Genomic DNA, 25863 nt, shown 5'->3' with positions numbered 1-25863 from the left:
GAGTATTCATTGTCTGTGACTGAACTGAGCCGAATCCGAAATTTTTCGATCATCGCCCATATTGACCATGGTAAATCCACTCTGGCAGACCGCTTTATCCAGATCTGCGGTGGCCTGACAGAACGCGAGATGGCTGAGCAGGTCCTTGATTCCATGGATCTTGAGCGTGAGCGTGGTATTACCATCAAGGCCCAGAGTGTGACTCTGAACTACAAGGCTCGGGACGGCATTGAATACAAACTGAATTTCATCGATACACCCGGCCACGTCGACTTCTCCTACGAGGTATCGCGTTCACTGTACGCCTGTGAAGGTGCGTTGCTGGTGGTGGATGCCGGTCAGGGCGTTGAGGCCCAGTCTGTCGCCAACTGTTACACCGCGATTGAACAGGGGCTGGAAGTGGTTCCGGTGCTCAACAAGATGGACCTGCCGCAGGCTGAGCCGGATCGCGTAGCCCAGGAAATTGAGGACATCATTGGTATAGAGGCAACCGACGCCGTGCGCTGCAGCGCCAAGAGTGGTTTGGGCGTCGAGGATGTTCTGGAAGATCTGATCAGGAAAATCCCGCCACCCAAGGGTGATCGAAACGCGCCCTTGCAGGCACTGATTATTGACTCCTGGTTCGACAACTACCTGGGGGTTGTGTCGTTGGTCAGGGTGACTGAGGGCACCCTCAAGAAGGGCGACAAGATCGTCATGAAGTCGACAGGCAAGGCCTGGAATGCGGACAAGGTCGGTATTTTCAATCCCAAACCCAAAGACACGGATATTCTGGAATCCGGGGATGTCGGCTTTGTGGTGGCCGGCATCAAGGACATTCATGGGGCGCCGGTGGGTGACACCATCGTTCAGCAGAAAGGCTCGGACGACATCCCGATGCTGCCCGGCTTCAAGAAGGTCAAGCCTCAGGTCTATGCGGGCCTGTTTCCAGTCAGTTCCGATGACTACAACGATTTCCGGGATGCTCTTGAAAAGCTGACCCTGAACGACGCCTCGCTGTTCTTCGAACCGGAGAGCTCGGATGCCCTCGGATTCGGTTTCCGTTGCGGCTTCCTGGGCATGCTCCACATGGAGATCGTCCAGGAGCGGCTGGAGCGGGAATACGACATTGACCTGATTACCACGGCCCCGACGGTTATCTATGAAGTCGTTACCAAACAGGGTGAGACGCTGTCGGTAGACAATCCGTCCAGTCTTCCGGATATTGGGTCCATCGAGGAGATGCGCGAGCCAATCGTGGAGGCCAGTATTCTGGTGCCCCAGGAACACCTGGGCAACGTGATCGCCCTCTGTGAGGAAAAGCGCGGCATCCAGAAGAACATGCACTTTATGTCCACTCAGGTTCAGGTGACCTACGAGTTGCCGATGGCCGAGGTGGTGCTGGACTTTTTCGACCGGATCAAGTCCGCCAGCCGCGGGTTCGCATCGCTGGACTATCAGTTTGTGCGGTTCCAGGCGGCCAACCTGGTGCGCCTCGATGTGCTGATCAACGGCGAGCGCGTGGACGCACTGGCGCTGATTGTCCATAAGGACCAGTCCCACTACCGGGGTCGCGCCCTGATCGACAAGATGAAAGAGCTGATCCCACGCCAGATGTTCGACATCGCCATTCAGGCGGCTATCGGGAATCAGGTGGTATCGCGAGTGACCGTCAAGGCGCTTCGCAAAAACGTCACCGCCAAGTGTTACGGTGGCGACGTCAGCCGGAAGAAGAAACTGCTGCAGAAGCAGAAAGAAGGTAAGAAGCGCATGAAGCAACTGGGCAATGTTGAGGTGCCTCAGGAAGCATTCCTTGCCGTATTGAAAGTGGATAACTAAAAGGCACCTGAATGGATATTGATTTCCCCCTGGTTCTGGTTGTTCTGACGTTTGCAACGGGGCTGATCTGGCTGTTGGATGTTGTATTTCTGCGTAAGCGCAGGCTCGCGGTTGTAGAAGGCGCCAGCGGGGAGGTTGAGGCTGAGGAAGAACCTAAGGAGCCCTACCTCGTTGATCTTAGCCGTTCGTTCTTCCCGGTGCTGGCGGTGGTGCTGGTTCTGCGCTCGTTTCTGGTGGAGCCTTTCCAGATTCCGTCCGGCTCCATGTTGCCTACCCTTGAAGTCGGAGACTTCATCCTCGTTAACAAATACGCCTACGGGCTTCGCCTGCCGGTTGCGGGCAACAAAATCCTGGCAGTGGATGACCCCCAGCGCGGTGACATCATGGTGTTCCGCTATCCGGATGACGGCAGCACCAATTACATCAAGCGGGTGGTCGGGCTTCCGGGAGACCGTATCCGATACCAGGATCGGGAGCTGTTTATCAATGGCGATAAAGTGGAGACACGCTTTGTTGCCCGGCTGCCACCAGTGGAGCTGAGACGTGAATACCTGGGCGACGTTGAGCACGACATCTTCCTGACCCTGGGGCGCACGGGGCGCTCTGGTGAAGGCGAGTGGGTGGTGCCCGAAGGCGAGTATTTCGTGATGGGTGATAATCGGGACAACAGTAATGACAGTCGCTATTGGGGCTTTGTTCCGGATGAAATGGTCGTTGGCAAGGCGTTCGCGATCTGGATGCACTGGCAATCGCTCACCAGTCTGCCATCCTTTGACCGAGTGGGCGGTTTGGAATAAGTACGTTGTTATTCAGGGGTGTATCTAACATGAAGAAGAACAGTCTTTCCTCCATGCATCGGCAGTCGGGTGCATCGGCGCTCGTTATCATGATTATGGTGCTCTTTTTCGGCGGCTTGCTGACACTGGCCATCAAGCTGGGGCCAGCGTATCTTGATGACATTACCATTCAGGAAGCGCTTGAGAGCCTGGAAGGAACAGAGGATCTTTCCACCATGGGGCCTGCTCAGGTGAGAAGTCTGATAAACAAGCGACTTAGCGTGAACAATGTTCGCGGTTTTGATGAAAAGAACATCACCGTTGAGAAGGACGGGGATCTGGTCATCATCAATGTGGATTACGAAGTCCGTAACAACCTGTTCCGTAATGTGGATACCGTTATCCATTTTCAACATGAGTATGAGATGAAGGGCAAGTGAGTTCGCAACCGGATCTCGAGCAGTTACAGCGACGTATCGGCTACCAGTTCAAGACGCCTGAGCGGCTGTTGCTGGCGCTGACCCATAGGAGTTTTGGCAACCAGAACAATGAGCGCCTGGAGTTCCTGGGTGATTCCATCGTTAACATGGTCATTGCTGAATACCTGTACCTGCATTTTGAAAAAGCCCGGGAAGGTCAGTTGAGCCGTCTGAGAGCCCGTATGGTCAAGGGGGTAACCCTCGCGGAAATTGGCCGTGAATTCGAATTGGGCAAGTACCTCAGGCTGGGTTCCGGTGAAATGAAGAGCGGTGGTTTCCGTCGTGAATCCATTCTTGCCGACGCTGTTGAATCCATCATCGGTGCCATATACCTGGACAGTGATTTTCACACCTGTCGGGAACAGGTTTTGCGCTGGTTTGAGGTGCGCCTTCAGAAGCTGGATCTGCAGGATACCCAGAAAGACCCCAAAACCCGGCTCCAGGAGTACCTGCAGTCACGGCAGTTTCCGCTGCCTCGCTATGACGTCATTTCCGTGGACGGTGAAGCCCACGCCCAGACGTTCCATGTTTCCTGTGCCCTGCCATCGCTGGACCGCAAAACGACCGGCACTGGCAATAGCCGTCGAATCGCCGAGCAGCAGGCCGCCCGCAATGCCCTTAAGCAACTGGGTGTGGAGAATGACTGATGAATGATGTGACTCGTCCGGAAAACCCGGACAGCCGTTGTGGTTTTGTGGCGATCGTCGGTCGGCCCAATGTGGGCAAGTCCACATTGCTGAACCACATTCTGGGCCAGAAGCTCAGTATTACGTCCCGTAAACCCCAGACAACCCGTCATCAGGTACTGGGCATCAAGACCGAAGGCCCGGTTCAGGCAATTTACGTGGATACGCCGGGAATGCACGAAGAAGAACCTCGCGCTATTAACCGGTATATGAACAAGGCGGCGACATCGGCCCTCAAGGATGTCGATGTTGCTGTGTTTGTTGTCGACCAGATGGCGTGGACGACGGCGGACGAAATGGTTCTGGAGAAGCTCAGTAGCCTGAAGTGCCCGGTGATTCTGGCAGTGAACAAGGTCGACCGCATTGAAAATCGGGAGGCCCTGTTGCCGCACCTCGATATGCTATCCCGGAAGCGCGAGTTTGCCGAGATCATTCCGTTATCAGCTCTCAAGGGGATGAACCTGGAGCCGCTGGAGGCTGCGGTCAGTCGGTTCCTGCCGGAAAGTGTGCATTTTTACCCGGATGACCAGATCACGGATCGCAGCGAGCGGTTTATGGCCTCCGAAATGGTGCGGGAGAAAATTACCCGGCAACTGGGAGCAGAACTGCCTTACTCCGTGGCGGTCGAGATCGAAGAATTTCGCAAGGACGGTAAGACTCTTCACATTTCTGCGCTGATACTGGTAGAGCGTGAGGGCCAGAAGAAGATCATTATTGGCGACAAGGGCGAACGCCTGCGGCGCATCGGTCAGGAAGCCAGAACAGATATGGAGCGCCTGTTCGACAGTAAAGTCATGCTGAGGCTCTGGGTCAAGGTCAAGCGAGGTTGGGCGGACAGCGACCGGGCATTGAAAAGCCTGGGTATGAACGACTTCTGAGGCAGCTATGACGGGGCCAATGCAACAGGAGCCCGCGTATGTCCTCCACCGCCGGCCCTGGCGCGAAACCAGTCTGATGGTGGATGTGTTTTCCCTCAACGCGGGCCGGGTAACCGTGATTGCCCGTGGTGGCAACAGCGCAAAGAGCCCGCTCAAGGCACAGTTGCAACCGTTCCAGCCTCTGTTGCTGGACTGGACCGGACGCAGCGACCTGAAGACGCTGACTCAGGCGGACGTTCGCAGCGGCCCCACCCTGAAGCGCACTCTCTCCCTGTACAGTGGTCTTTACGTGAATGAGTTATTGCAGCGTCTGCTGCCGATGGCCGACCCTCACCACCAACTCTTTGCTGCCTACATTGATGTGATTGCTGAGTTGTCGGAAGCCAGTGACGTGGAGCCGGTTCTTCGACGTTTCGAGCAATCCCTGGCTGCGGAACTCGGGTATGACTTCGTCTGGGATCAGGCGATGGATAGTGGGCAGCCGGTCGAGGCCGGTGGGCTTTATTGCTATGATCCGGAGCAGGGGATTCTGGCCGAGCCCTCGCCGGGCTCCAGGCTCCGGAACCTGCCCGGGGATACACTGTTGGCGCTGGCTGATGGCGACCTCGAATCTGCGGAGTGCCGGCGCATCGCCAAGCGGGTAACAAGGGTACTTGTGGACTACCTGTTGCAGGGCAAGGTGCTCCATAGCAGAAGCCTGTTCAGTCATCATCGAGGAGACCGTAATGACCTCTAGCTCAATGAAGCCCAGAGTTTTGCTGGGTGTGAATATTGATCATGTTGCTACCTTGCGTCAGGCCAGGGGAACCCGATATCCGGATCCGGTACAGGCTGCGATTCTGGCGGAAGAGGCGGGTGCCGATGGTATCACCATCCATCCCCGCGAAGATCGCAGGCACATCCAGGACCGTGATGTGCTCCTGCTGAAGGAAATCCTCACCACCAAGATGAACCTGGAAATGGCGGTCACTGATGCGATGCTGGCATTCGCCGAGCAGGTGCGGCCGGAATGTGTGTGTCTGGTGCCCGAAAAGCGTGAAGAGCTGACAACTGAAGGCGGCCTGGATGTGGACGGCCAGGAGGCGAGGGTGGCCAAAGCCTGTGACAGGTTGGCAAAGGTTGGTGCCGAGGTCTCCCTGTTTATCGATCCGGATGTGGCGCAGATTGATGCGGCAGTCCGTTGCGGTGCGCCGGTGGTGGAGCTACACACCGGGGAATACGCGGAAGCGACAGACCCTCAGATTGTTGAGGCGGCTTTTAACACCTTGCAGGACGCAGTGACTTACGCTCGCAAGAAAGGGTTGGTGGTCAACGCCGGCCATGGGCTGCACTACCACAACACCGAACGCGTTGCCGCCATCGCGGGTATCAACGAGCTCAACATTGGCCATGCCATCATTGCCAGGGCGGTGTTTACCGGGCTCAAAGAGGCGGTAAAGGATATGAAAACAATCCTCGAAAGCGCCCGAACCTAAGGCGCTGATCGTCCCTCAGTCCACGGTTGCCTGCCGAGGGTTTTGCTGCCGGAACAACTGCTGCCAGTCAGTTTGTTCGCTCCAGGTCTGCAAGCGCTCCATGGCTGCAAGCAATTGATTCTTCTGGTACTCCATATCCGGCGCTGCGCACTTCAAGGCGGTTTCCAGTTGGTTTGCAGCAGCGCGTAACTCCGGCACGCCACAGTAACGCGTGGCGCCATGCAGTTTGTGGACGCACTCCAGTAGCTCGTCCATGTCGCCTTTGCTCCAGAGTGCCGGCACCTGGTTAATGTCGGTATGGATCTGTTCGATCAGCATGCTGAACAGTTCCTCGGCCAGATCTGCTTTTCCGGCGGCCAACTGTACGCTTTCGGCCACGCTGACACAGTCAGGCTGTTTCTTTCTGGTTGACGGGCGAACCGAGCGGCGTGTATCGCGCACCTCGGGTACCGGCAGGTGTCCATCATCCGGGTCGGGGTGGCAGGTATAGCCAGTGTAGTCATGAATAATGTCGATCAGTTGGCTGTTGCTAATGGGTTTGGCCAGGTAGCCATCGAATCCCTGCTGGATCAGGCGGTCCTGCTCCTCTGCAAGGGCATGGGCCGTGAGCGCAATGATCGGAGTACGATGGCTGGCGCCATCAAGGCTTCTCAATCTCTCAGTGGTTTCCACCCCGTCCATTCCGGGCATCTGAAGATCCATGAAAACCAGGTCGAACGAGTGTTGGCGCGCCTTGCTCAGCGCTTCAAAGCCGCTGGTTGCTCCCTCAGCTACAACGCCGCAGTCGTTGAGCAGGGTCATTACCAGCTTCAGGTTGGCATCGTTGTCGTCCACCGCCAGCACTCTGGGTACGCGTGTTGATTGGGTTGGCAACTCACGGCTAATGGCATGGGAATGATCCGGCAACTGGCGTTGCCGGTTGCTGATACCGTGCACCAGCAGCAACAGTTCGTCGTACAGGGAGTCGCGGCATACTGGCTTGGTCAGGTGGCCACTGGCCAGCCCCGATAGCGGTGTATCGTGAGTTTCAAGGGTAGGGGTCAGCAGCAGTGTGCGGCAATCCCGCTCCAGCTCCAGGGACCGTACTAACGAGCAGTATTGGCTTGAATTCAGCAGGTGACGGGTGATGCCGACAACCGCAACGGCGTAACCGGACTGCTCTTTTTGAGCTTCCTCTATCTGCTCCTGCATGGCACCCGGTGATGAAACCCGGTCGACCGTCATGCCCCATTCCCGGAGCATATGTTCTACCGCCAGGCCGGTGGTTTTCTGTTGGTCAAGGTAGATGGCCCTTTCGCCGCGCAAAGAGTCTTTGGGCGCGATGGCTTCGCCGTTAGAAGACAGTTCCGAGGTCAGGGTAAACCAGAACGTGGAGCCCTTGCCCAGCTCACTCTCAAGCCCGATCTTGCCGCCCATTTCCTCAACCAGGCGCTTGGAGATCGCAAGCCCCAGTCCGGTGCCACCGTATTGCCGGGCAGTAGACGCGTCGGCCTGGCTGAAGGCGTTGAACAGGGACTGCTGCTGAGCTCGCGAGAGCCCGACACCGGAATCGGTAATGCTGAGTCTCAGGGTGATCCGGTTACTCTCTTTATCTTCTTCTTCAAGGCTGGCGCGCAGGACCACTTCACCGGTCTGGGTGAACTTGATGGCATTGTTGACCAGGTTGGTGATCACCTGCTTTACCCGTAGGGGATCGCCCATGATGTTGTCGGGTACATCATTGTAGACCAGTGGTACCAGGTCCAGGTTCTTGCTGTGAGCCGCCGGAGCCAGCATGACCATGACCTCTTCTACGATGTCCCGGAGTTGGAAGGGAATGCGGTCGAGGATGAGTTTGCCGGCCTCGATCTTGGAGAAATCCAGAATGTCGTTGATGATGGTCAGCAGTATTTCCGATGACTTGCGGATGGTGCTCAGGTGATCCCGCTGCTGGCGCGGTAGCGGGCTTTTAAGCAGTAACTCGGTGAAGCCGATGATGCCATTCAGCGGGGTGCGGATTTCATGGGACATGTTGGCCAGGAATTCCGATTTGATGCGGCTGGCTTCCAGGGCTTCCTTGCGGGCGAAATCGAGTTCGATGTTCTGGATTTCGATGGTTTCCAGGGTTTCTCTCAGGTCTTCCGTGGCCTGGTCAATGTTCTGCTGCATTTCCGCCTGGGCTTTGCTCAGTTCCCCGGCCATGGCGTTCAGGCCAGATTCCAATTGCTCGAATTCAGGGCCGGCGCGGGTATAGACCCGAGTGTCCAGTTTGCCTTCCTTGAGTTTGGCCACCGCCTCATTGAGTTCAAAGACAGGATCGGTAAACGAGCGGCTCATGCGTAGCGCAATCATCAGGCTGAGGAGTACGCCGCCTAAGACGAGCAACAGGGAAATCAGCAGTGCTTTATAGGTTTCCTTTTCGGTGCGTATGTGGGACATCTCCACGGTTACCCAGCCGATCGGTTTCTTGCCCGCCCCCACGTTCTGGCGGGAATCCGGGTCCAGCATGCTTTCGATCATCAGGTCCTGGAGATAGACCGGTGTCACGAAAACAGTACTGTCGGCGCGGGTAACCCGTACCGCTTCTTCGCCGGTCAACGTGTCCTTGCCAATATCGTCGGAGCTGCCGGGGCCTGTGTGCAGCAGCCGGTTATGCTCGCTGTCGAAGAAGGTAATCGAGCGCACATCCTGCTCTTCCAGAAGGGCGTTGGAGAGGCTGCTGAGCAGGCTTCTGTTGGCAGTGAACAGGCCGTATTCCGAGCCGGCTGACAGCTGCCGCGAAAGCGACTCGCCACGATCCTGCAGGAGGCTTTCAATGTTGTTGACCCAGCTGTAGGTGAAGAAAAGCCCCAGCATCAACGTGGTCAGAAGGGTGGGGACGAGTGTCACCACCAGTACTTTTTTGCGTATGCCCCAGCGCCGCATAGTGAGTTCCCGATTGACGTCGCCGGCCTGATATCCGGCATTCTTCCCTGTCAGAATAGTTGATTCCACGCAGTCTGGCCGTGATGGCGTCCCCGGATATAGCCCACAGTCATGGATATAGCGAGAAGCTGTATTGGGAGACTGCGGATATTCCGCGTATCATGCGAACCCGGAGTGTATCACAGGCTTGTGTCGTCGGCGTTACCCGCTGGCGGCGGGTTCCGGAAGAATTGAGGAAGGTTACAACATGCATTTCCCGACCATCGAAGATTATGTAGGGCATACGCCTCTTGTGCGTCTGCAGCGACTTCCGGGCGAGACCAGCAATGTGATTCTGGCCAAGCTTGAGGGTAATAACCCCGCCGGTTCGGTGAAAGATCGTCCTGCTATCAGCATGATCCAGGAAGCAGAGCGCCGGGGTGAAATCAAACCAGGCGATACCCTGATCGAAGCCACCAGTGGAAATACCGGAATTGCCCTGGCGATGGCGGCTGCCATCAAGGGCTACCGTATGGTGCTGATCATGCCAGCGAACATGAGCGAGGAGCGTCGAGCGTCGATGCGCGCCTATGGGGCGGAGATTGTCACCGTCACCAAAGAGGAAGGCATGGAAACCGCCCGCGACCTGGCCCAACAAATGGAGGCGGAAGGCAAGGGTAAAGTGCTGGATCAGTTTGCCAACCAGGACAACCCGCTGGCGCATTACCGCACCACCGGCCCGGAAATCTGGGAGCAGACGGCAGGGCGGGTTACGCATTTTGTCAGCTCCATGGGTACCACCGGAACCATCATGGGCGTGTCCAGGTATTTCAAGGAACGGAATCCCGATATCCAGATTGTTGGCCTGCAGCCCCAGGAAGGAGCGTCTATCCCCGGTATCCGGCGCTGGCCGGAGCCGTACCTGCCGAAAATTTTTGATGCCACCCGTGTGGACACGGTCATGGACATCGGCCAGCAGGAAGCTGAGGACACCATGCGTGCCCTGGCCAGCGAGGAAGGCATTTTCTGTGGTGTTTCATCAGGTGGCTCCATCGCTGCAGCCCTCAAGCTGTCCGCACAGGTTGAAAACGCGGTGATCGTGGCCATTATCTGTGACCGGGGTGATCGTTACCTTTCCACCGGTGTGTTTCCCGGTGCCTGAACCCATCAAGACCTGAATCCAGTTAAGAGACTTTCTATGAGTAGAAGACGCAGGAAGGCCCTGCCAAGCGAACCGGTGCGCTGTGTGATTGAAACCCTCAGTCACGATGGCCGGGGCATCGCCCGGGACAACGGTAAGGCACAGTTCGTCGACGGCGCCCTGCCTGGCGAGACGGTCATGGCCAAATTTACCAGTACACGCAGCAAGTTCGATGAATTACGTGCTGTGGAAGTGCTTGAAGCCGACGACGCGCGTATGACTCCGCCCTGCGACTTTGCCGACCTGTGTGGTGGGTGTAGTCTTCAGCACATGAGTGGCGATGCCCAGATCCGGTTCAAGGAAGATACCCTGCGGGAGCATTTTGCCCATTTTGGGGGCATTGAACCGGACGAGTGGGTGGCGCCCATGCGTTCCCCGGCTCTGGGCTATCGTCGCAAGGCACGGCTGGGCGTGAAATACGTGCCAGCACGGGAATCGGTGCTGGTCGGGTTTCGGGAAAAGCGCAACAGTTTCCTGACCGATATTGATCGTTGCGTGGTGTTGGATCCGCGTATCGGCGATCGCATCACGCCGCTACGTGAACTTCTTCATGGCATGGACGCCTATCGTCGCATACCGCAGGTGGAAGTCGCCTGCGGCGACGATTCGGCGGCGATGATATTCCGCAACATGGATCCGTTGAGCGATTCCGACAGGCAGTCGTTGATCGATTTTGGCCAGGCCCATGACTTGCATATCTATCTGCAACCGAAAGGGCCGGATACGGTTCACAGAATCTGGCCCGAGACCGGCGAAGAGCGACTGTCCTACGACATGGAGGAATTCGACCTGACCATGAAGTTCCATCCCATGGACTTTACCCAGGTCAATGTGGACATCAATCGAAACATGGTACATCGGGCCGTCGAGTGGCTGGACGTCCAGCCCGGTGAGCGGGTGTTGGACCTGTTTTGCGGACTGGGTAATTTCACCCTGCCGCTGGCTCGCCGTGCCGGGCAGGTGGTTGGAGTGGAAGGTGACGATGCCATGGTCGTCCGCGGGCGGGAAAATGCGGAACTCAACGGGCTATCGAATGTCGCATTCCACGGCGCTGACTTGCAGGCGGATTTCACAGCACAACCGTGGGCAGCGGAAGGGTTTGACAAAATCCTGATTGATCCGCCGCGTTCCGGAGCCCAGGAGGTGTGTGAATACCTAACAGCCTTTGGTGCGAAGCGAATTGTTTATGTCTCCTGTAACCCGGCCACGCTGGCCAGGGACGCAGGGGTGATGGTGCGTAATGGTTATCGACTGGTGAGGGCGGGCGTTATGGACATGTTTCCCCACACCACTCATGTTGAATCCATGGCGATGTTCGAGCGCGTGGATAATTGATGCCTCTCGGGACCGGTCAGGGATGGCCGGATAAGCGACCAGGAAGAACAAGAGCGATATGGTAAAAGTTCGCGAAGACTATGCAGTGACGGGTGACGGCCAGGTTGATATCGAGCGTTGGGTCCGTCAGATCGAGTCACAGACGCATCTTGAGGATGCTGAACAGTTCCGGCGGGCCTGTGAAATGGCCGCCGCGATTGATGTCCAGGCGGTACGCGAGGACAGGGTCTGGGCCCCGGGGGCCAGCAGCTTCCGAACCGGCATCGAAATGGCTCAGGTACTGGTGGAACTGCACCTCGACCAGACCAGCCTGGTGGCAGCAATTCTCTACCGGGCAGTGCGGGAGGAACGGATTCCCCTGGAGGACATCCGCAAGGAGTTCGGCGATGAGGTGGCCGGGCTGATTGATGGTGTTCAGCAGATGGCGGCAATATCGTCCATCCATCACCCTCTTAAGGGTAATGTGCTGGGCCAGACCGAGGGCCAGCTCGATAACGTTCGCAAGATGCTGGTCACCATGATCGACGACGTCCGGGTGGCGCTGATCAAGCTTGCAGAGCGGACCTGCGCCATTCGTGCGGTGAAAAACGCGTCTGAAGAGAAGCGCATGCGTGTGGCCCGCGAGGTGTTTGATATCTATGCGCCGCTGGCGCATCGACTGGGAATCGGTCACATCAAATGGGAACTGGAAGATCTTTCGTTCCGCTACCTGCACGAAACCGCTTACAAAAAGATCGCCAAGCTGCTCGATGAAAAACGGCTTGACCGCGAAAGCTACATCAAGCGTGTCATCACCACCATCAAGGACGAACTGGATGCGTCTGGAATAGACGGTGAGCTTTCAGGGCGTGCGAAGCACATCTACAGTATCTGGCGGAAGATGCGGCGCAAGGGCATCGACTTTTCCCAGGTGTACGATGTTCGGGCCGTCCGTATCTTGGTGCCTGAGGTCCGTGACTGTTACGCCGCGCTTGGTATCGTGCACACACTCTGGCGCCATATTCCCAACGAATTCGACGACTACGTTGCCAATCCCAAGGAAAACGGGTATCAGTCCCTGCACACGGCTGTCATCGGCCCTGAAGGCAAGGTGATGGAAGTGCAGATCCGTACCCAGGCCATGCATGAGGAAGCTGAGCTTGGCGTTTGTGCTCACTGGCTCTACAAAGGCATGGATAAGGGCAACCGGTCCGTGGGCTATGACGCCAAGATCAACTGGCTGCGGCAAGTGCTGGAGTGGCAGGAGGAACTCGGCGACCTGTCCGGGCTGGCGGATCATCTCAAATCCGATGTCGCCTCCGATCGGGTCTATGTGTTCACGCCCGAAGGCCATGTGGTGGACCTGCCACAAGGCGCGACGCCGGTGGACTTCGCCTATCGTGTGCACACGGAAATCGGTCATGCCTGTCGCGGGGCCAAGGTTAATAGCCGTATCGTGCCGCTGACTTACCCGCTGAAGACCGGCGACCAGATATCCATTCTCACGTCCAATAACCAGGCGCCCAGCCGTGACTGGCTTAACCCGAGCCTGGGCTATATCCAGACTTCCCGTGCCCGGGCCAAGGTTACCCACTGGTTCAAGCAACAGGACCGCGATCGCAACATTGTTGATGGTCGGGCCATTTTGGAAGACGAGTTCAAACGCCTGTCGCTGTACGAGGTGGACCTCAACGACCTGGCTCGCAAAGTGAATTACCAGGCTGCCGAGGACATGTATGCGGCAGTGGGGGCCGGGGATCTTCGACCCACCCACGTGGCCAACGTCGCCCAGCAGATGCTGGAGCCGAAATCCGAGCAACTGGATCTGAAACTCAGCACCCAGAGGCGCAAGCCCTACGACACCGAATCGGATATCCAGATTCTGGGTGTTGGCAAACTCAAGACCCAGGTGGCGAAATGCTGCAAGCCCCTGCCGGGTGATCCGATCGGTGGCTACATCACCGTCGGCCGTGGTGTCACCGTGCATCGGCAGGATTGCATCACCTTCCTGAATCTGAAGGAGTTCGAGCCCAATCGGATTATCGAGGTGAGTTGGGGCGGTCAGCCTGTGGCCGTGTATCCCGTTGATGTAGAAATTGAAGCTTACGATCGCTCCGGGTTGTTGCGGGATATCACCCAGGTGCTGTCGTCTTCCAAAAGTGACGTTCTGGCACTCAATACCCTGTCCAACAAGGATGAGAACACAGCCACCATGACCGTGACCCTGGAAATTTCCAGCCTTGATCAGTTGGCCAAGTTGCTCGCCCAGATTCGCAATCTCCCCAACATCATTAATGTCAGGCGAAAGCGATCATGAGCTATTCCATTGACGATCTTAAAACCTTGATGACACGGCTTCGGGACCCGGAGTCCGGGTGCCCGTGGGATACCCGCCAGAGCTATAAGACCATCGTGCCCCACACCATTGAAGAGGCCTACGAGGTTGCCGATGCCATCGACCGTGAAGACTACCCGCACCTGGAAGATGAACTGGGTGATCTGCTGTTTCAGGTGATCTTCTACAGCCAGATGGGGAAGGAAGATAACCACTTCGACTTCGACTCGGTGGTTGATAACCTCGTGCGCAAGCTGGTCCGGCGTCATCCCCACGTGTTTCCGGAAGGCACCCTGGAAAGCAGGATCGATCCGCACAACCGGCCCAGTGAGGCTGACATCAAGGCGAGCTGGGAACGTATCAAGGCAGAGGAGCGGGCGGCGAAGCCGGAGGCGTCTGTGGAGACTGCGCCATCAAGCCGGCTCGACGGCATTGCCCGGACGCTCCCCGCAATGGTGCGCGCTGAGAAACTTCAGCGTAGGGCCGCCAACCATGGCTTTGACTGGCCAGAGGTTGAACCGGTCTTCGACAAGCTTCACGAAGAGATCGATGAGCTAAAGAAAGCCTGGTATGACGCGAGCTCTGGCGATGGTCCGGCGGAGGCGGTGGAGGACGAGCTGGGTGATCTGTTGTTTGTGTGCGTCAACCTGGCACGTTTCATGAAGGTTAATCCTGAGCAGGCCCTCAACAGCACCAATCACAAGTTTGAGATGCGATTCCGTGCTATTGAGGAGCACCTCGAACGCGAAGGCCGTGATCTTGATGGCGAATCGCTGGAGGCATTGGACGCCGTCTGGCAAGCCGTCAAAGGGGTTGAAAAGACTCGTAAAAGGTAACGGATAAGTACAATCCGTTACCAAGTTTTCCGCCCCTGGTGCGGTCGCTTCGTCTACACTTCCGGTTAAGGATGCACACACTTCGTGCACCCTGTGGGCCACCAAGAAGATGCAGGAGTGAAGGCACCATGAAAATCAAAGATCTGGTCAACTACTGGGACAAGCACGCACGTGGTCGGCTGACCCGTGATGCGTATTTTGCCGACCTCTCTGACCAGCATCACAAGCGACTGGAAAAACTGGCCGCGTTGTATCCGATGAAGTCTTCCCAGGACCTGATGCGAGACCTGATTTCCGCTGCTCTTGATGAGCTGGAAACCAGCTTTCCGTACGTTCAGGGGTCTAAGGTTGTTGCGTTCGATGAAGACGGCTTCGAAATCTATGAAGATCAGGGGATGACCCCGCGCTTCATCAGTCTCAGCCAGAAGCATATCCAGCGGCTGAAGGCGCGCCAGCTCGAATCGGTTGCCTGATCAGGCCAACGCCTGATTGATCGCGACGGCCCTGTGATACCCGACGGGGTGGCTTCACCACCCCGCAGAGAAGTGCCCCCGCTTTATTTATCCTTGCCTTCCAGCTTGTCCTTCAACGGGCTCAGCCTGACCAGGTCGTCCAACGCGGCGCCAATCATGTCATTCAGTATGTCGCTCTCTGAACGGTCCGGGTAAAGCTCGGCCAGTGCTGCTATGCGCGCGGCATCTTCCAGCGGCAAGCGGAGATTGTAATCGTGGCTGCGCTCAACAGACTCTTTCTTGCTTTCCCAGTGCTTGGGCAGATCGGTTACTTTCATGGATACTCCTTGCGGCGACAGGCTTTAATCGTTAGAAAGGCTTTATAAGAGTAAACAGTATCGTTAGTTTACTTCGCCTCCGTCAATTTAAAAGGACGTCAATGTGACTGAGCTACACCCTGACCTTCGAGAAAACGTTCGCATGCTGGGCGAGTTGCTGGGGCAGAGTATCCAGCGTCACCCCGGGCAAGATTGCTACGAGTTGATAGAAGAAGTGCGGGCGGCTGCCAAGGCCGACCGTCGCCAGGAAAGCGGTTCCGGCCAGCGCCTGGTCAACCTGCTGGGCAAGCTTCGTGATGACGAGTTGCTGCCGGTAACCCGCGCCTTTAACCAGTTCCTGAACCTGGCCAATCTGGCGGAACAATACCACGGCATCCGCCGCAAGCGGGGTCATCAATCGGACCTGATGGTGGAATCCCTCGAAGAGGTGTTTGGCCGCCTCAAAGACGGTGGCGTCAGTGCCGATGAACTGCACAGGCGAGTGGCTGACCTTCGTATCGAGTACGTTCTGACAGCACATCCCACCGAAGTGGCCCGCCGTACGCTGATCATGAAGTACGACGAAATGTCCGATTGCCTGGCCCGACTGGATCATGAGGACCTGTTGCCCGCGGAGCGTGATGAAATCGTCGGACGCCTGTCGCAACTGGTCACCGAAGCCTGGCACACGGATGAGATTCGGCATGAGCGCCCGACGGCGGTTGACGAAGCCAAGTGGGGATTTGCCGTTATTGAGAACAGTCTGTGGCAGGCATTGCCGCGTTTTCTGAGAAGCCTGGATCTATCGCTTTCAGACGCCACGGGGAAGGGGTTACCGCTGGACGCGTCGCCCATCCGGATCGCCTCCTGGATGGGCGGTGATCGCGATGGCAACCCCAATGTAACCCATGAAGTAACCCGCAAGGTGTTCCTGCTGGGCCGCTGGATGGCAGCCGATCTCTACCTGCGGGACATCCAGTCCCTGCGAGCGGAATTGTCCATGTGGCAGGCCAGTGATGAGCTGCGGGACGTCGTTGGTGATACCCGGGAGCCCTATCGCCAGGTGCTGGCCGGGCTGAGGGAAAAACTGATCAAAACCCGGGACTGGGCGGAAGCCAGGGTTGCCGGCGAGCCCTCCGACGCCACCGGCATTCTGTTTGCCAACGAGGACTTCACAGGGCCGCTGGAGCTTTGTTATCGGTCCCTGGTGGACTGCGGGCTGGAATCCATTGCCAATGGTCCGCTGCTGGACACCATTCGCCGCGCCCACACCTTTGGCTTGCCTCTGATTCGCCTGGACATCCGCCAGGAGTCGACCCGTCATGCCGAGGCGGTTTCGGAAATGGTGGATTACCTGGGGCTGGGCGATTATCTGTCCTGGTCCGAACAGGAACGCCAGGATTTCCTGGTGCGCGAACTCAAGGGGCGCCGGCCACTGATACCCAGGCACTGGAAACCCTCCGACGAAGTCGCCGAGGTGCTGGCTACCTGCGAAGTGGTGGCAGAACAGACGCCGGAAGCGCTGGGTTCCTATGTCATCTCCATGGCCAGCAAACCGTCGGACGTGCTGAACGTGATTTTGCTGCTACGTGAAGCGGGTATGAAAAACCCGATGCGGGTAGTGCCCCTCTTTGAGACCCTGGATGACCTGCGCGGCGCCCCTGACAGTATGGCGGCGCTCTACAGCGTGGACTGGTATCGGGACTATTGCGAAGGCCGGCAGGAAGTCATGATCGGCTATTCCGATTCCTCCAAAGACGCTGGTCAGATGATGGCCGCGTGGGCTCAGTACCAGGCTCAGGAAAAGCTCACCGAGGTCGCCAATCAGTATGGCGTCCACCTCACGCTGTTTCATGGCCGCGGTGGCACCGTCGGCCGTGGTGGTGGCCCGGCCAACCGTGCAATCCTGTCTCAACCGCCGGGTTCGGTGAACGGCAGTTTCCGGATCACCGAGCAGGGCGAGATGATCCGCTTCAAGTTTGGCCTTCCCCGGCTGGCGGAACAGAGCCTGACGCTGTACACCACGGCGGTGATTGAAGCCACCCTGGCGCCACCGCGAGGGCCAGAGCCGGAATGGCGGGAGGCTATGGACTGGCTCACCGAACGCTCCCTCAAAGCTTACCGTGACGTGGTTCGGGAGAATCCCGACTTTGTTCCCTATTTTCGCCAGGTCACTCCGGAACAGGCGCTGGGCAAGCTGGCCCTGGGTAGCCGCCCGGCACGACGCAAACCCGGCGGTGGCGTGGAAAGCCTGCGGGCCATTCCCTGGATTTTCGCGTGGACCCAGATGCGGATGATGCTGCCCAGCTGGCTGGGTAGCGACGTTGCCCTGGAGGAGGCATTTCACAACGACCGCGTGCCGGTGCTGCGGGAGATGATGCAGCAATGGCCGTTCTTCAAAACCTACGTGGATATGCTGGAAATGGTGCTGGCAAAATCTGACCTGCGAATTGCCAGCTACTACGAAAAGACGTTGGTCGATGATCCAAAACTGCTTGAACTCGGCAAGAACCTGCGGGAGCGCCTGCAGGGCTGCATCCGCCATTTGCTGGAATTGAAGCAGCAGGACACCTTACTGGAACAGGAACCTGTATTTGCCCATTCCATGCGTGTACGTAATCCGTATACTGATCCGCTACACTATTTACAGGCGGAACTGCTCAAGCGTGACCGTGAGGGCGAGGGCAAGGGCGAAGTGCCCGAGATGGTTGAGCGCGCACTCAAGGTAACCATGGCCGGTATTGCGGCCGGCATGCGGAACACCGGCTAAAGCAGGTTCAGCGGATCATATAAAACAGGAGTAACGCCGTGGCGTTAGCGGCAAGACTGGAACGCTTTTTAACCGGCAAAGGAATTGCCTATCGGGAACTTGAGATTGATCAGGTACTTAGCTTTGACGCCGCGGTCATGGCGTCCGGGCGTCCTCAGGATGAGTTTATCCGGGCAACGCCCCTGATCGACATCAATGGCGTCGTCATGGCCGTTCACGGTTACAACACCAGTCTGGATATGGACCTGGTGCACAAGCAAACTGGCCGACGCCTGCAGCCGTTAACGGCTCGCCAGTCCGCCCGGCTGTTTGCCGACTGTGATCCGGGCTTCCAGCCGCCGGTCGGGGCTGCCTACGATCTGCCGGTACTCGTTGATGAGGATATCCTGGGATACCCCCGCACCCTCATGTGCTGCGGGACCGACAACACGCTTCTCGAGTTGGACCGCACCTCTCTGGCAAGGGCCCTGGCGGATGCCACTCAGGGCCACCTGGCGATTCGCGGGCAAAACAACGATGAGCGTGATGCCCTGACGCTGGAAGAAGTGGCCGACAAGCTGCAGAAGCTTTACCGTCTGCCGCCCATGCCAGCGCTGGCGCTGCGCATTCTCCGTTTGACGGCCAATTCCGAGGCGACCGCCCGCGAACTGGGCGAGCTGATAGAGTTTGATCCCAGCCTTACCGCGCAGATCATGCGCTATGCCCGTTCTGCCCTGTTCAACTATCCCGGTCAGATCAACTCGGTACAGGAAGCGGTGACCCGGGTTCTTGGGTTTGATCGTGTGGCCCATATCGCGCTGGGTATCGCGTCCGTGCGCGCTTTCGAAGTGCCCCGTCAGGGCATGCTGGGGATGGACCAGTTCTGGCGCCACTCTCTGTATAACGCGTTTGTTTGCCAGCGTATGGCGCCAAAGTGCCATTCCGATAAAGGCCTGGCGTATCTGTGTGGCTTGCTGCACAACTTCGGCCTACTGCTGATCGGCCACCTGTTTCCCCAGGAGTTTGACGAGCTGAATTCGCTGCGGGAAGCCAATCCCGACGCCAGCATGCATTCGCTGGAGCAACAGGTGTTCGGGGCCAGCAACGATCAACAGATGCTGGCAGTTGGCCACGGCGCCATTGGCGGCATCCTTCACCGACTTTGGGAGCTGCCTGACCCGGTGGTCAAGGCCGCGGGCATGCATCAGCAGGAGGGCTACCATGGCGAGCATGAACAGTATGTGCTCATGGTCCAGCTGGCCAATGGGCTGCTGAAGGAAAGGGGGATTGGGGATGAGTTCAACCCGGATGATGTCGCCTCCCTTGCGTCGTCCCTCGGGCTTTCCGAAGGGGATGTTGCTCGTTTGAACGAGGAGATTGACAGCGTTTCCGGGGAGCTGGACGCGCTGGCGTTATCCCTGTCATCCTGACCGTCGAGCACTATCAGCTACAGCCGCAACTCACAGCCCGATGTAACCTTTTGGTGCATGCTACGGAGGTCCACTTTCTATGAGGGGGCTGAGTTCGTATAATGCGCCTTCCTTGGCAGGGGCTGCGGGCTCGTTGCTGCCGAGAAGCTGTCGCAAAGCCGCCGGGTTTTGCAACAGCTTTTCAAATGATAATGACTACAACGGGAGCACAGCGTTATGAGAATCATCATGTTAGGCGCGCCAGGCGCAGGCAAGGGTACGCAGGCCCAGTTCATCACCGAACGGTTTGAAATCCCGCAGATTTCGACCGGCGACATGCTTCGCGCGGCGGTGAAAGCCGAGTCCGATCTTGGCAAGCAGGTCAAGGAAGTGATGGCTTCTGGCGGTCTGGTGTCTGATGACATCATCATTGCGCTCATCGAAGAACGGGTTAAGCAGCCTGACTGCAAGAACGGCTTCCTGCTCGACGGTTTCCCCCGCACTATTCCCCAGGCCGAGGCCCTGAAAGACCAGGGTATTGTTATTGACTATGTGGTGGAAATCGCCGTTGATGACGAGGAAATCGTAAGCCGTCTGTCAGGTCGTCGGGTGCACGAGGGCAGTGGTCGCATCTATCATGTGAAGTACGATCCGCCCAAGACCGAAGGTAAAGACGACGAGACTGGCGATGCCCTCATCCAGCGCGAGGACGACAAGGAAGAAACCGTCCGTAAACGCCTGAAGATCTACCACGAGCAAACCGCGCCACTGGTCGGTTACTATCAGGACTGGGCGAAAGAAGCCCCTGCCGCTGCGCCGAAATATGTGCGCGTAAAAGGCGTGGGCAGCCTGGATGACATTCGCGACCAGATTCTTACCCAACTGAAGTAACCCTGTGAAACTACTGGCACTGGATACCTCATCAGAGGGCTGCTCAGCAGCCCTGCTGGTGGATAACAGCCTGGTGGAGCGGTTCGAGCTGGCTCCCCGCGGACACACCCGCCTGTTGATGCCGATGATCCGCGAGCTTCTCGCCGAGAAGGAACTGGTGCCGGCGGACCTCGATGCGCTCGCATTTGCCTGTGGTCCGGGCTCGTTCACGGGACTTCGCATTGCTACGGGGGTTGTCCAGGGCCTGGCCTATGGTCTCGGAATCCCCGTTATTCCAGTGTCATCCCTGGCAGCCGTTGCCGAGGATGCGATACAGCATTGGCAAATGCTGGACGGCGACGCCGTTGCAGTGGCCTTCGATGCCCGCATGGGTGAAGCCTATTGGGCCTGTTATATGTGCCGAGATGGGCAACCGGAGTTGATGGGTCACGAGCAGGTCTGCGCTCCGGTGTCTGTGACTCTGGCCGATGGCGCATCCCGGTGGTTTGGTGCCGGTCAGGGGTGGAGCCTGAAAGAAAATTTCCCGGCCGATGTTGCCGCAACCATGGACCGCATCGACGAGACTCTGGTGCCCAGGGCTTCCAGAGTGGCGGAGATCGCCGCCCGTGCCTTTCATGCGGGTGCCGGGGTGCCGGCCGAACAAGCACAACCGGTATACATTCGTGATGAAGTGGCCTGGAAAAAACTGCCCGGCCGCTAACAACAACCTCACTGCTACCACCCGGAATCACTGCCGATGGAACTGTGGCACATTATTGTATTGGCCGTTATACAGGGGCTGACGGAATTTCTTCCGATCAGCAGTTCGGCCCATCTGATCCTTCCCTCACAGGTATTTGGCTGGCCGGATCAAGGCCTTGCGTTCGATGTCGCCGTGCATGTAGGGACGTTGGCAGCGGTGATCTGGTACTTTCGCGCGGAAGTGGGCCGTCTCACGGTTGCCTGGGTTGGAGATACGGTTCGGGGCCGTGTCGGGCAGGATAGTGGCCTTGCGTGGGCGGTCATCGCCGGCACCATTCCAGCCGGACTGGCTGGTCTGTTGCTTAATGATTTCATTGAAACCTCCCTGCGTTCCGGGTTGGTGATTGCGGTTTCGACCATCGGTTTTGGTTTGGTGCTGTGGTGGTCGGACGCGGTGGGACGTCGTAACCGGGACCTGCCGGCATTGACCATGAAAGATGCAGTGATCATTGGCGTGGCCCAGGCGCTGGCTCTCATTCCGGGCACCTCCCGATCCGGTATTACCATCACGGCGGCTCTGTTTCTCGGGTTTGGACGGGAGGCCGCCGCCCGATTCTCGTTCCTGTTGTCGATCCCGCTGATTCTCGCCGCCGGTCTGCTGAAAACCCTGGAGCTGGTGGAGCAGGGCGGGGCAACCGACTGGGCGGCTATTGCCCTGGGTGCTGCGCTGTCATTTGTCAGTGCCGTGGTCTGTATCCACCTGTTTCTCAAGTTCCTTGAGAGACTTGGCCTGATGCCGTTCGTTATATACCGCCTGGTACTTGGTCTGCTGTTGCTTGTCATGCTCTGGTAGTGCAAACATTGAACAGCCTGCTTTAAAATTGCTCCAGGATCTTCCATAATCCACTACCTGTGGTCTTTTTAACCGGTGTACCAGAATGATCGGTGGTGTTAACCCAAACAGCAGTCTTCCTTTCCAGTCCGGCAACAGCAGCCCGGTTCGTGAGCGCAGTGACATCGCTCGTGCGCCTGCGTCCGCCCCCGATAACGATAGCCAGGCCGTTCGCCGTGATCTCACCGATGCACGGCCCCCCAACGCCGAACAACGGCCGGTTCCTTCTGCTGAGTCGCTAGAACGCCGTGTCGAGGCACGTCAAGCCGCGGAGGACGTGCGCCTGGAGCGTTTCCGTGCCGATGAAGTTTCCCTGAGCACCTCCAGAGCCCTGTCCACGTTTGCCGATGTCGCCGCCGGAGGCGATGTTGCGGATGCAGGGCTCTCAGGCATCGATATCCTGGTTTGATGTCGCCAGGAAACACCCTGTCTGAACTTGCCGTTGGCTGCAGCCCCCTTGGCGATCTCCACGCTGCACGTTCCCTGTCTGAAGCATTATCGTTGCCTTTGCTGGGTACGCTTCGTCCGCGAGACGTGCGGGATTACCCAGTGCTGCTGTTTCTGGATGAAAATGGTCTTGGCCTGCAGGTTACCGGCAAGGGGGCTCCAGGGCCTGTCAGAGCCGAGTTCGTGACCGGAAAGGCGGGATACCGGAGAGAACACGGCGGTGGCACCGGACAACTGATTGCCAAGGCTGTTGGCCTGAAGAAAGCCCGCCAGCCCCTTCATGTTCTGGATGCAACGGCCGGTCTTGGCCAGGACGCGTTCGTACTGGCCTCCCTGGGCTGCAGGTTAACCCTTTTCGAACGTTCGCCGGTTATCCATGCGTTGCTTAGTGATGGACTTTCCCGTGCGGCCCTGAACGAGCAGAGCGCGCCCATTGTCGCCCGGATGGCATTGCAGTCGGGTAGCAGTATCGACTGGTTATCGCAGGCGGGCGCGGGCGCCGCGGATGTGATCTACCTTGACCCGATGTTTCCCCATCGCGACAAGTCGGCCCTGGTCAAGAAGGAAATGCAGGTGTTTCGCACGGTGGTGGGAGACGACGATGATTCACCAGCGTTGTTGAAGGCCGCGTTGGCAGTGGCAACCTATCGGGTTGTCGTCAAACGCCCGCGCAAGGCGGAGCCAGTGAGTGGCCCCGAACCCACCACCCGTATTGAAGGAAAGAGCAGCCGGTACGATATCTACTCCATCAAGGCGTTTCCTGCCGGATAGGTCACCGGTCGCGTTCAGGCCCCAAGCATGGTCACCTGCTGAATGGCCTGGCGTTTTTCCACACTTAGCACCAACCGTGCGTCTTCCGCTACTTCATCCAGGCCGTCGGTGTAGCACAACAGTCCGTCGTCATCGGTGGTGATAACGCCATTGTGCTGCATGTTGGCGATGAAGTTACGGAACAGGGTCTTGTCGAAGAACTCCGGCGCATTGAGGCCGAACAGGATGGACATACGTTCGGCCAGAAGCGTGCTCTGCTCTTCCAGTTCGCCGGCGGTAATCTTACCCGATCCGTATTTGCGCAGGATGCCGATGGCAATGTGATAGCGTTCTAGGGTCTGGATGATGAACCGTGACAGCACCCGCAGGCGCAGCATGGCATCGGTGCCTTCCTCAGGGCGGCTGATCCTGTCTTCCTCTTCTTCGAACAGCAACCCTTTCTCCAATAGAACGTCGATCCATTGGTTGATGACCCCGTCAATCTCCTCGGCGTCGTATTTGAGGAACAGTTCGGATTTCAGATAGGGGTACGCCACGCTGGCCAGGAACTCAATTTTGTCCCGGCGCAGGGAGTTCTTGTTCTCAAACAGGCTCGCGATCAGAGACGGCAGGGCAAACAGATGCTGGATATTGTTGCGGTAATAGGTCATCAGGATCGCGTTGCTGCCTTCCAGCGCGATGATGTCACCCAGTTTCTGGGGCTGGCGCGTGATCAGGCCCATGTTTTCGCAGTAGTCGACCCAATCCTTGCCACTGCCTTCCGGCAGCGTGATGGTGTCGGCGTAGGGAAAGGCTTTCAGCAGGTCGGCATACTGGTCCATCAGGCGAATCAACTGGCCTTCATCCATAGCCAGGCGATCGGTGCCCAGCAAAACCGTTGCAGTCATGCCAATGGGATTGACGGCGACAGATGCGTTAATGCTGGACGCAACACGATTGGACAGTTCAGACACCGCCTGATTGAGCCATTTTGGCCGGTATTCGGAATCGTAGGCTTCTTCCCGCCAGCTTGGTTCGACTTCGTTCAATACCTCAGCAAGGGGAATGGCTTCACCGAAGTTTACAGCGACCTGGCCAAACGAGTTGCTCAACTTGCGAACGGTCTTGGCAATCGCGAACACGCTCTCTTTCTGTTTTTTCTTGCCCCGTAGTTCACCGAGGTAAGAACGGCCTTCCATCACCTTCTCGTAACCAATGTATACCGGGACGAACACGATGGGCTTGCGATGGTCTCGCAGAAAGCTGCGGACGGTCATGGACAGCATGCCGGGCCGAGGCTGGAGCATGCGGCCCGTGCGGCTGCGCCCGCCCTCCACGAAGTACTCAACGGAATAGCCGCGGGAGAACATCACGTGCATGTATTCGTTGAACACGGTGGCGTAGAGCGGGTTGTCACGGAAGCTCCGACGCATGAAGAACGCGCCGCCGCGTCGCAGGATGGGGCCAACAATAGGCATGTTCAGGTTGATGCCGGCGGCAATGTGCGGGGGCATCAGCCCGTTCTTATAGAGCACGTAGGACAGCAGCAGGTAATCAATATGGGAGCGATGGCAGGGAACATACACCACGGCATTGTCCTGGGCTTCTTCCTTGGCAACGCGGATGTTGTTGATAGCGATGCCGTTGTAGATACGATTCCACAGCCAAGACAGCACCACTTCCAGGAAGCGTATGGTCACGATGGACATGCTGGCAGCGATCTCGTCCGCATATTTGTACGCCTTGGCGCGCACCTTTTCCGGGGGGATGTCATCCTTTCGGGCAGTTTCCCGGATGGCTTCCTTGACCGCCTGGGTCCGCACCAGTCCACCCACCAAGGTGCGGCGGTGAGACAGGTCCGGGCCGAGCACGGCTTGGCGCACCCTGCGGAAATGGGTACGGAGAATGCGGGCGAGCTTACGGTTGGCGCGTTCCTCGCTATGGCGGTATTCGTCAATCACCTGCTTCAGGGACAGGGGCTGATTGAACTGCACGTAAGTGCTACGCCCATGCACCATGATGATCAGGAATTTCTGCAAACGTCCAGCCACGGACCAGGTGTCGGACAGCAGCAGTTTGACCAGCGATTTTTCCTTGTCCGGGGAGCGCCCCCAGAACAGCGACACAGGGACGATCTGAACATCCTGCTCAGGGTGTTCCAGGCCATGGCGAACCAGCGCCCGGAACTCACCGGTGGGAACGGGCGTCTGGCGACGACGGAAAAGACCACCAATCCGACGGTAGAGAAAAAAGAAGGAGTGGTTCGGACCGTTCTTGACCGGCAGGGACGACTCGGCACCAGGCAGGCCAGCTCGCAGCACCTCCTGTTCCAGGACCAATCGGCTGGACAGCGAGCTGTACTGCAGTACGTAGCAAACCGGTTTTTCCGGGTCTACTCCCAGGGCTTCCACGCTGTTGCCGCTCACATCCGTCCGGACCCACAAAAACAGGATTTTGCGGAAAAGGGTCAGGATCAGGCTGCGAAGGCCCAGGAAAAAACGCATAAACGGTCGCTCCGGTTCACAAAACAGGCGGTAAGTTTACTTGGTTGCGTGCAGTGCGGAAAGCCATGCGGTCGTTCTGTTGTGTTGTGC

At 57.7% G+C, this 25863-nt stretch carries 22 protein-coding genes; 19 read left to right on the top strand and 3 right to left on the bottom strand.

The window, feature by feature from the left end; genetic code table 11:
* Nucleotides 1-15: 15 nt before the first annotated feature.
* From lepA to pdxJ, 7 genes are read left to right on the top strand one after another with little or no spacing between them, the layout of a single operon-like run.
* Nucleotides 16-1818, top strand: coding sequence for a translation elongation factor 4 (lepA, locus tag JJO78_RS06440; RefSeq protein WP_075195979.1), 1803 nt, complete (start codon nt 16-18; stop codon nt 1816-1818).
* 11 nt (nt 1819-1829) lie between these two features.
* A complete protein-coding gene (gene lepB, locus JJO78_RS06435; protein ID WP_075195978.1) occupies nt 1830-2615 on the top strand; it encodes a signal peptidase I in 786 nt (261 codons plus the stop codon).
* A 29-nt stretch (nt 2616-2644) separates the two neighbouring features.
* Nucleotides 2645-3034, top strand: coding sequence for a DUF4845 domain-containing protein (locus JJO78_RS06430; protein WP_036204200.1), 390 nt, complete (start codon nt 2645-2647; stop codon nt 3032-3034).
* Nucleotides 3031-3720: a ribonuclease III gene (gene rnc / locus JJO78_RS06425; protein ID WP_007152064.1), complete on the top strand. Its 690-nt coding sequence runs from the start codon at nt 3031-3033 to the stop codon at nt 3718-3720. Before JJO78_RS06430 ends, rnc begins: the two co-directional genes overlap by 4 nt.
* Nucleotides 3720-4637, top strand: a complete 918-nt coding sequence (gene era / locus JJO78_RS06420) for a GTPase Era (protein WP_036204205.1) — start codon at nt 3720-3722, stop codon at nt 4635-4637. The genes rnc and era overlap by 1 nt, the downstream gene beginning before the upstream one ends.
* Before the next feature lie 7 nt (nt 4638-4644).
* The gene (gene recO / locus JJO78_RS06415) at nt 4645-5373 is read left to right on the top strand and encodes a DNA repair protein RecO (protein ID WP_041335061.1); all 729 of its coding nucleotides are present in this window, start codon (nt 4645-4647) and stop codon (nt 5371-5373) included.
* A gap of 4 nt (nt 5374-5377) precedes the next feature.
* The gene (gene pdxJ / locus JJO78_RS06410) at nt 5378-6112 is read left to right on the top strand and encodes a pyridoxine 5'-phosphate synthase (RefSeq protein WP_075195977.1); all 735 of its coding nucleotides are present in this window, start codon (nt 5378-5380) and stop codon (nt 6110-6112) included.
* Nucleotides 6113-6127: 15 nt separating this feature from the next.
* Here pdxJ and JJO78_RS06405 read toward each other — a convergent pair whose 3' ends face one another.
* On the bottom strand, nt 6128-9016 hold the full coding sequence (locus tag JJO78_RS06405; protein WP_075195976.1) for an ATP-binding protein: 2889 nt from the start codon (nt 9014-9016) through the stop codon (nt 6128-6130).
* A gap of 247 nt (nt 9017-9263) precedes the next feature.
* On the opposite strand from JJO78_RS06405, the gene cysM reads away from it, so the two are divergent.
* The 5 genes from cysM (at nt 9264) to JJO78_RS06380 (ending at nt 15154) form a co-directional block, all read left to right on the top strand.
* Entirely contained in the window at nt 9264-10157 is an 894-nt protein-coding gene (cysM, locus tag JJO78_RS06400) for a cysteine synthase CysM (protein WP_036204217.1), read from the top strand.
* A 36-nt stretch (nt 10158-10193) separates the two neighbouring features.
* Complete coding sequence (rlmD, locus tag JJO78_RS06395; RefSeq protein ID WP_051946599.1) at nt 10194-11531, top strand: 23S rRNA (uracil(1939)-C(5))-methyltransferase RlmD; 1338 nt, start codon at nt 10194-10196, stop codon at nt 11529-11531.
* A 58-nt stretch (nt 11532-11589) separates the two neighbouring features.
* Nucleotides 11590-13827: a GTP diphosphokinase gene (gene relA, locus JJO78_RS06390; RefSeq protein WP_036204223.1), complete on the top strand. Its 2238-nt coding sequence runs from the start codon at nt 11590-11592 to the stop codon at nt 13825-13827.
* Entirely contained in the window at nt 13824-14681 is an 858-nt protein-coding gene (mazG, locus tag JJO78_RS06385; protein ID WP_075195975.1) for a nucleoside triphosphate pyrophosphohydrolase, read from the top strand. Before relA ends, mazG begins: the two co-directional genes overlap by 4 nt.
* Before the next feature lie 128 nt (nt 14682-14809).
* Nucleotides 14810-15154, top strand: a complete 345-nt coding sequence (locus JJO78_RS06380) for a hypothetical protein (protein WP_007152055.1) — start codon at nt 14810-14812, stop codon at nt 15152-15154.
* An 83-nt stretch (nt 15155-15237) separates the two neighbouring features.
* Here JJO78_RS06380 and JJO78_RS06375 read toward each other — a convergent pair whose 3' ends face one another.
* The gene (locus JJO78_RS06375; RefSeq protein WP_007152054.1) at nt 15238-15471 is read right to left on the bottom strand and encodes a hypothetical protein; all 234 of its coding nucleotides are present in this window, start codon (nt 15469-15471) and stop codon (nt 15238-15240) included.
* Between the two features lie 103 nt (nt 15472-15574).
* Here JJO78_RS06375 and ppc point away from each other — a divergent pair, with 103 nt between their 5' ends.
* The 7 genes from ppc (at nt 15575) to JJO78_RS06340 (ending at nt 23290) form a co-directional block, all read left to right on the top strand.
* Entirely contained in the window at nt 15575-18220 is a 2646-nt protein-coding gene (gene ppc / locus JJO78_RS06370) for a phosphoenolpyruvate carboxylase (protein WP_075195974.1), read from the top strand.
* Between the two features lie 38 nt (nt 18221-18258).
* Nucleotides 18259-19629, top strand: coding sequence for an HDOD domain-containing protein (locus tag JJO78_RS06365; RefSeq protein WP_036204230.1), 1371 nt, complete (start codon nt 18259-18261; stop codon nt 19627-19629).
* Nucleotides 19630-19845: 216 nt separating this feature from the next.
* Nucleotides 19846-20499, top strand: a complete 654-nt coding sequence (adk, locus tag JJO78_RS06360; RefSeq protein ID WP_036204233.1) for an adenylate kinase — start codon at nt 19846-19848, stop codon at nt 20497-20499.
* Nucleotides 20500-20503: 4 nt separating this feature from the next.
* A complete protein-coding gene (gene tsaB / locus JJO78_RS06355) occupies nt 20504-21199 on the top strand; it encodes a tRNA (adenosine(37)-N6)-threonylcarbamoyltransferase complex dimerization subunit type 1 TsaB (RefSeq protein ID WP_273623121.1) in 696 nt (231 codons plus the stop codon).
* Nucleotides 21200-21235: 36 nt separating this feature from the next.
* Nucleotides 21236-22033, top strand: a complete 798-nt coding sequence (locus JJO78_RS06350) for an undecaprenyl-diphosphate phosphatase (RefSeq protein WP_036204238.1) — start codon at nt 21236-21238, stop codon at nt 22031-22033.
* An 85-nt stretch (nt 22034-22118) separates the two neighbouring features.
* Entirely contained in the window at nt 22119-22481 is a 363-nt protein-coding gene (locus JJO78_RS06345; protein WP_075195971.1) for a UDP pyrophosphate phosphatase, read from the top strand.
* A complete protein-coding gene (locus JJO78_RS06340; protein WP_075195970.1) occupies nt 22481-23290 on the top strand; it encodes a class I SAM-dependent methyltransferase in 810 nt (269 codons plus the stop codon). The genes JJO78_RS06345 and JJO78_RS06340 overlap by 1 nt, the downstream gene beginning before the upstream one ends.
* 14 nt (nt 23291-23304) lie before the next feature.
* Here JJO78_RS06340 and plsB read toward each other — a convergent pair whose 3' ends face one another.
* Complete coding sequence (plsB, locus tag JJO78_RS06335) at nt 23305-25773, bottom strand: glycerol-3-phosphate 1-O-acyltransferase PlsB (RefSeq protein WP_036204246.1); 2469 nt, start codon at nt 25771-25773, stop codon at nt 23305-23307.
* Nucleotides 25774-25863: the final 90 nt, after the last annotated feature.

Source organism: Marinobacter sp. DS40M6 (assembly GCF_028581595.1).
Classification (GTDB): domain Bacteria; phylum Pseudomonadota; class Gammaproteobacteria; order Pseudomonadales; family Oleiphilaceae; genus Marinobacter; species Marinobacter salarius.
Note: the sequence above shows the minus strand (reverse complement) of the source record. Positions and strands in the feature narration are given on the sequence as shown.

Bases quoted from the DNA above. Each gene is read 5' to 3' on its own strand.
- JJO78_RS06350 (WP_036204238.1), top strand. From the start codon at position 21,236: ATGGAACTGTGGCACATTATTGTATTGGCCGTTATACAGGGGCTGACG.
- JJO78_RS06430 (WP_036204200.1), top strand. From the start codon at position 2,645: ATGAAGAAGAACAGTCTTTCCTCCATGCATCGGCAGTCGGGTGCATCG.
- plsB (WP_036204246.1), bottom strand. From the start codon at position 25,773: ATGCGTTTTTTCCTGGGCCTTCGCAGCCTGATCCTGACCCTTTTCCGC.
- JJO78_RS06375 (WP_007152054.1), bottom strand. From the start codon at position 15,471: ATGAAAGTAACCGATCTGCCCAAGCACTGGGAAAGCAAGAAAGAGTCT.
- recO (WP_041335061.1), top strand. From the start codon at position 4,645: ATGACGGGGCCAATGCAACAGGAGCCCGCGTATGTCCTCCACCGCCGG.
- JJO78_RS06380 (WP_007152055.1), top strand. From the start codon at position 14,810: ATGAAAATCAAAGATCTGGTCAACTACTGGGACAAGCACGCACGTGGT.
- adk (WP_036204233.1), top strand. From the start codon at position 19,846: ATGAGAATCATCATGTTAGGCGCGCCAGGCGCAGGCAAGGGTACGCAG.
- JJO78_RS06340 (WP_075195970.1), top strand. From the start codon at position 22,481: ATGTCGCCAGGAAACACCCTGTCTGAACTTGCCGTTGGCTGCAGCCCC.
- JJO78_RS06405 (WP_075195976.1), bottom strand. From the start codon at position 9,016: ATGCGGCGCTGGGGCATACGCAAAAAAGTACTGGTGGTGACACTCGTC.
- rlmD (WP_051946599.1), top strand. From the start codon at position 10,194: ATGAGTAGAAGACGCAGGAAGGCCCTGCCAAGCGAACCGGTGCGCTGT.
- era (WP_036204205.1), top strand. From the start codon at position 3,720: ATGAATGATGTGACTCGTCCGGAAAACCCGGACAGCCGTTGTGGTTTT.
- relA (WP_036204223.1), top strand. From the start codon at position 11,590: ATGGTAAAAGTTCGCGAAGACTATGCAGTGACGGGTGACGGCCAGGTT.
- cysM (WP_036204217.1), top strand. From the start codon at position 9,264: ATGCATTTCCCGACCATCGAAGATTATGTAGGGCATACGCCTCTTGTG.
- JJO78_RS06345 (WP_075195971.1), top strand. From the start codon at position 22,119: ATGATCGGTGGTGTTAACCCAAACAGCAGTCTTCCTTTCCAGTCCGGC.
- pdxJ (WP_075195977.1), top strand. From the start codon at position 5,378: ATGAAGCCCAGAGTTTTGCTGGGTGTGAATATTGATCATGTTGCTACC.
- lepB (WP_075195978.1), top strand. From the start codon at position 1,830: ATGGATATTGATTTCCCCCTGGTTCTGGTTGTTCTGACGTTTGCAACG.
- mazG (WP_075195975.1), top strand. From the start codon at position 13,824: ATGAGCTATTCCATTGACGATCTTAAAACCTTGATGACACGGCTTCGG.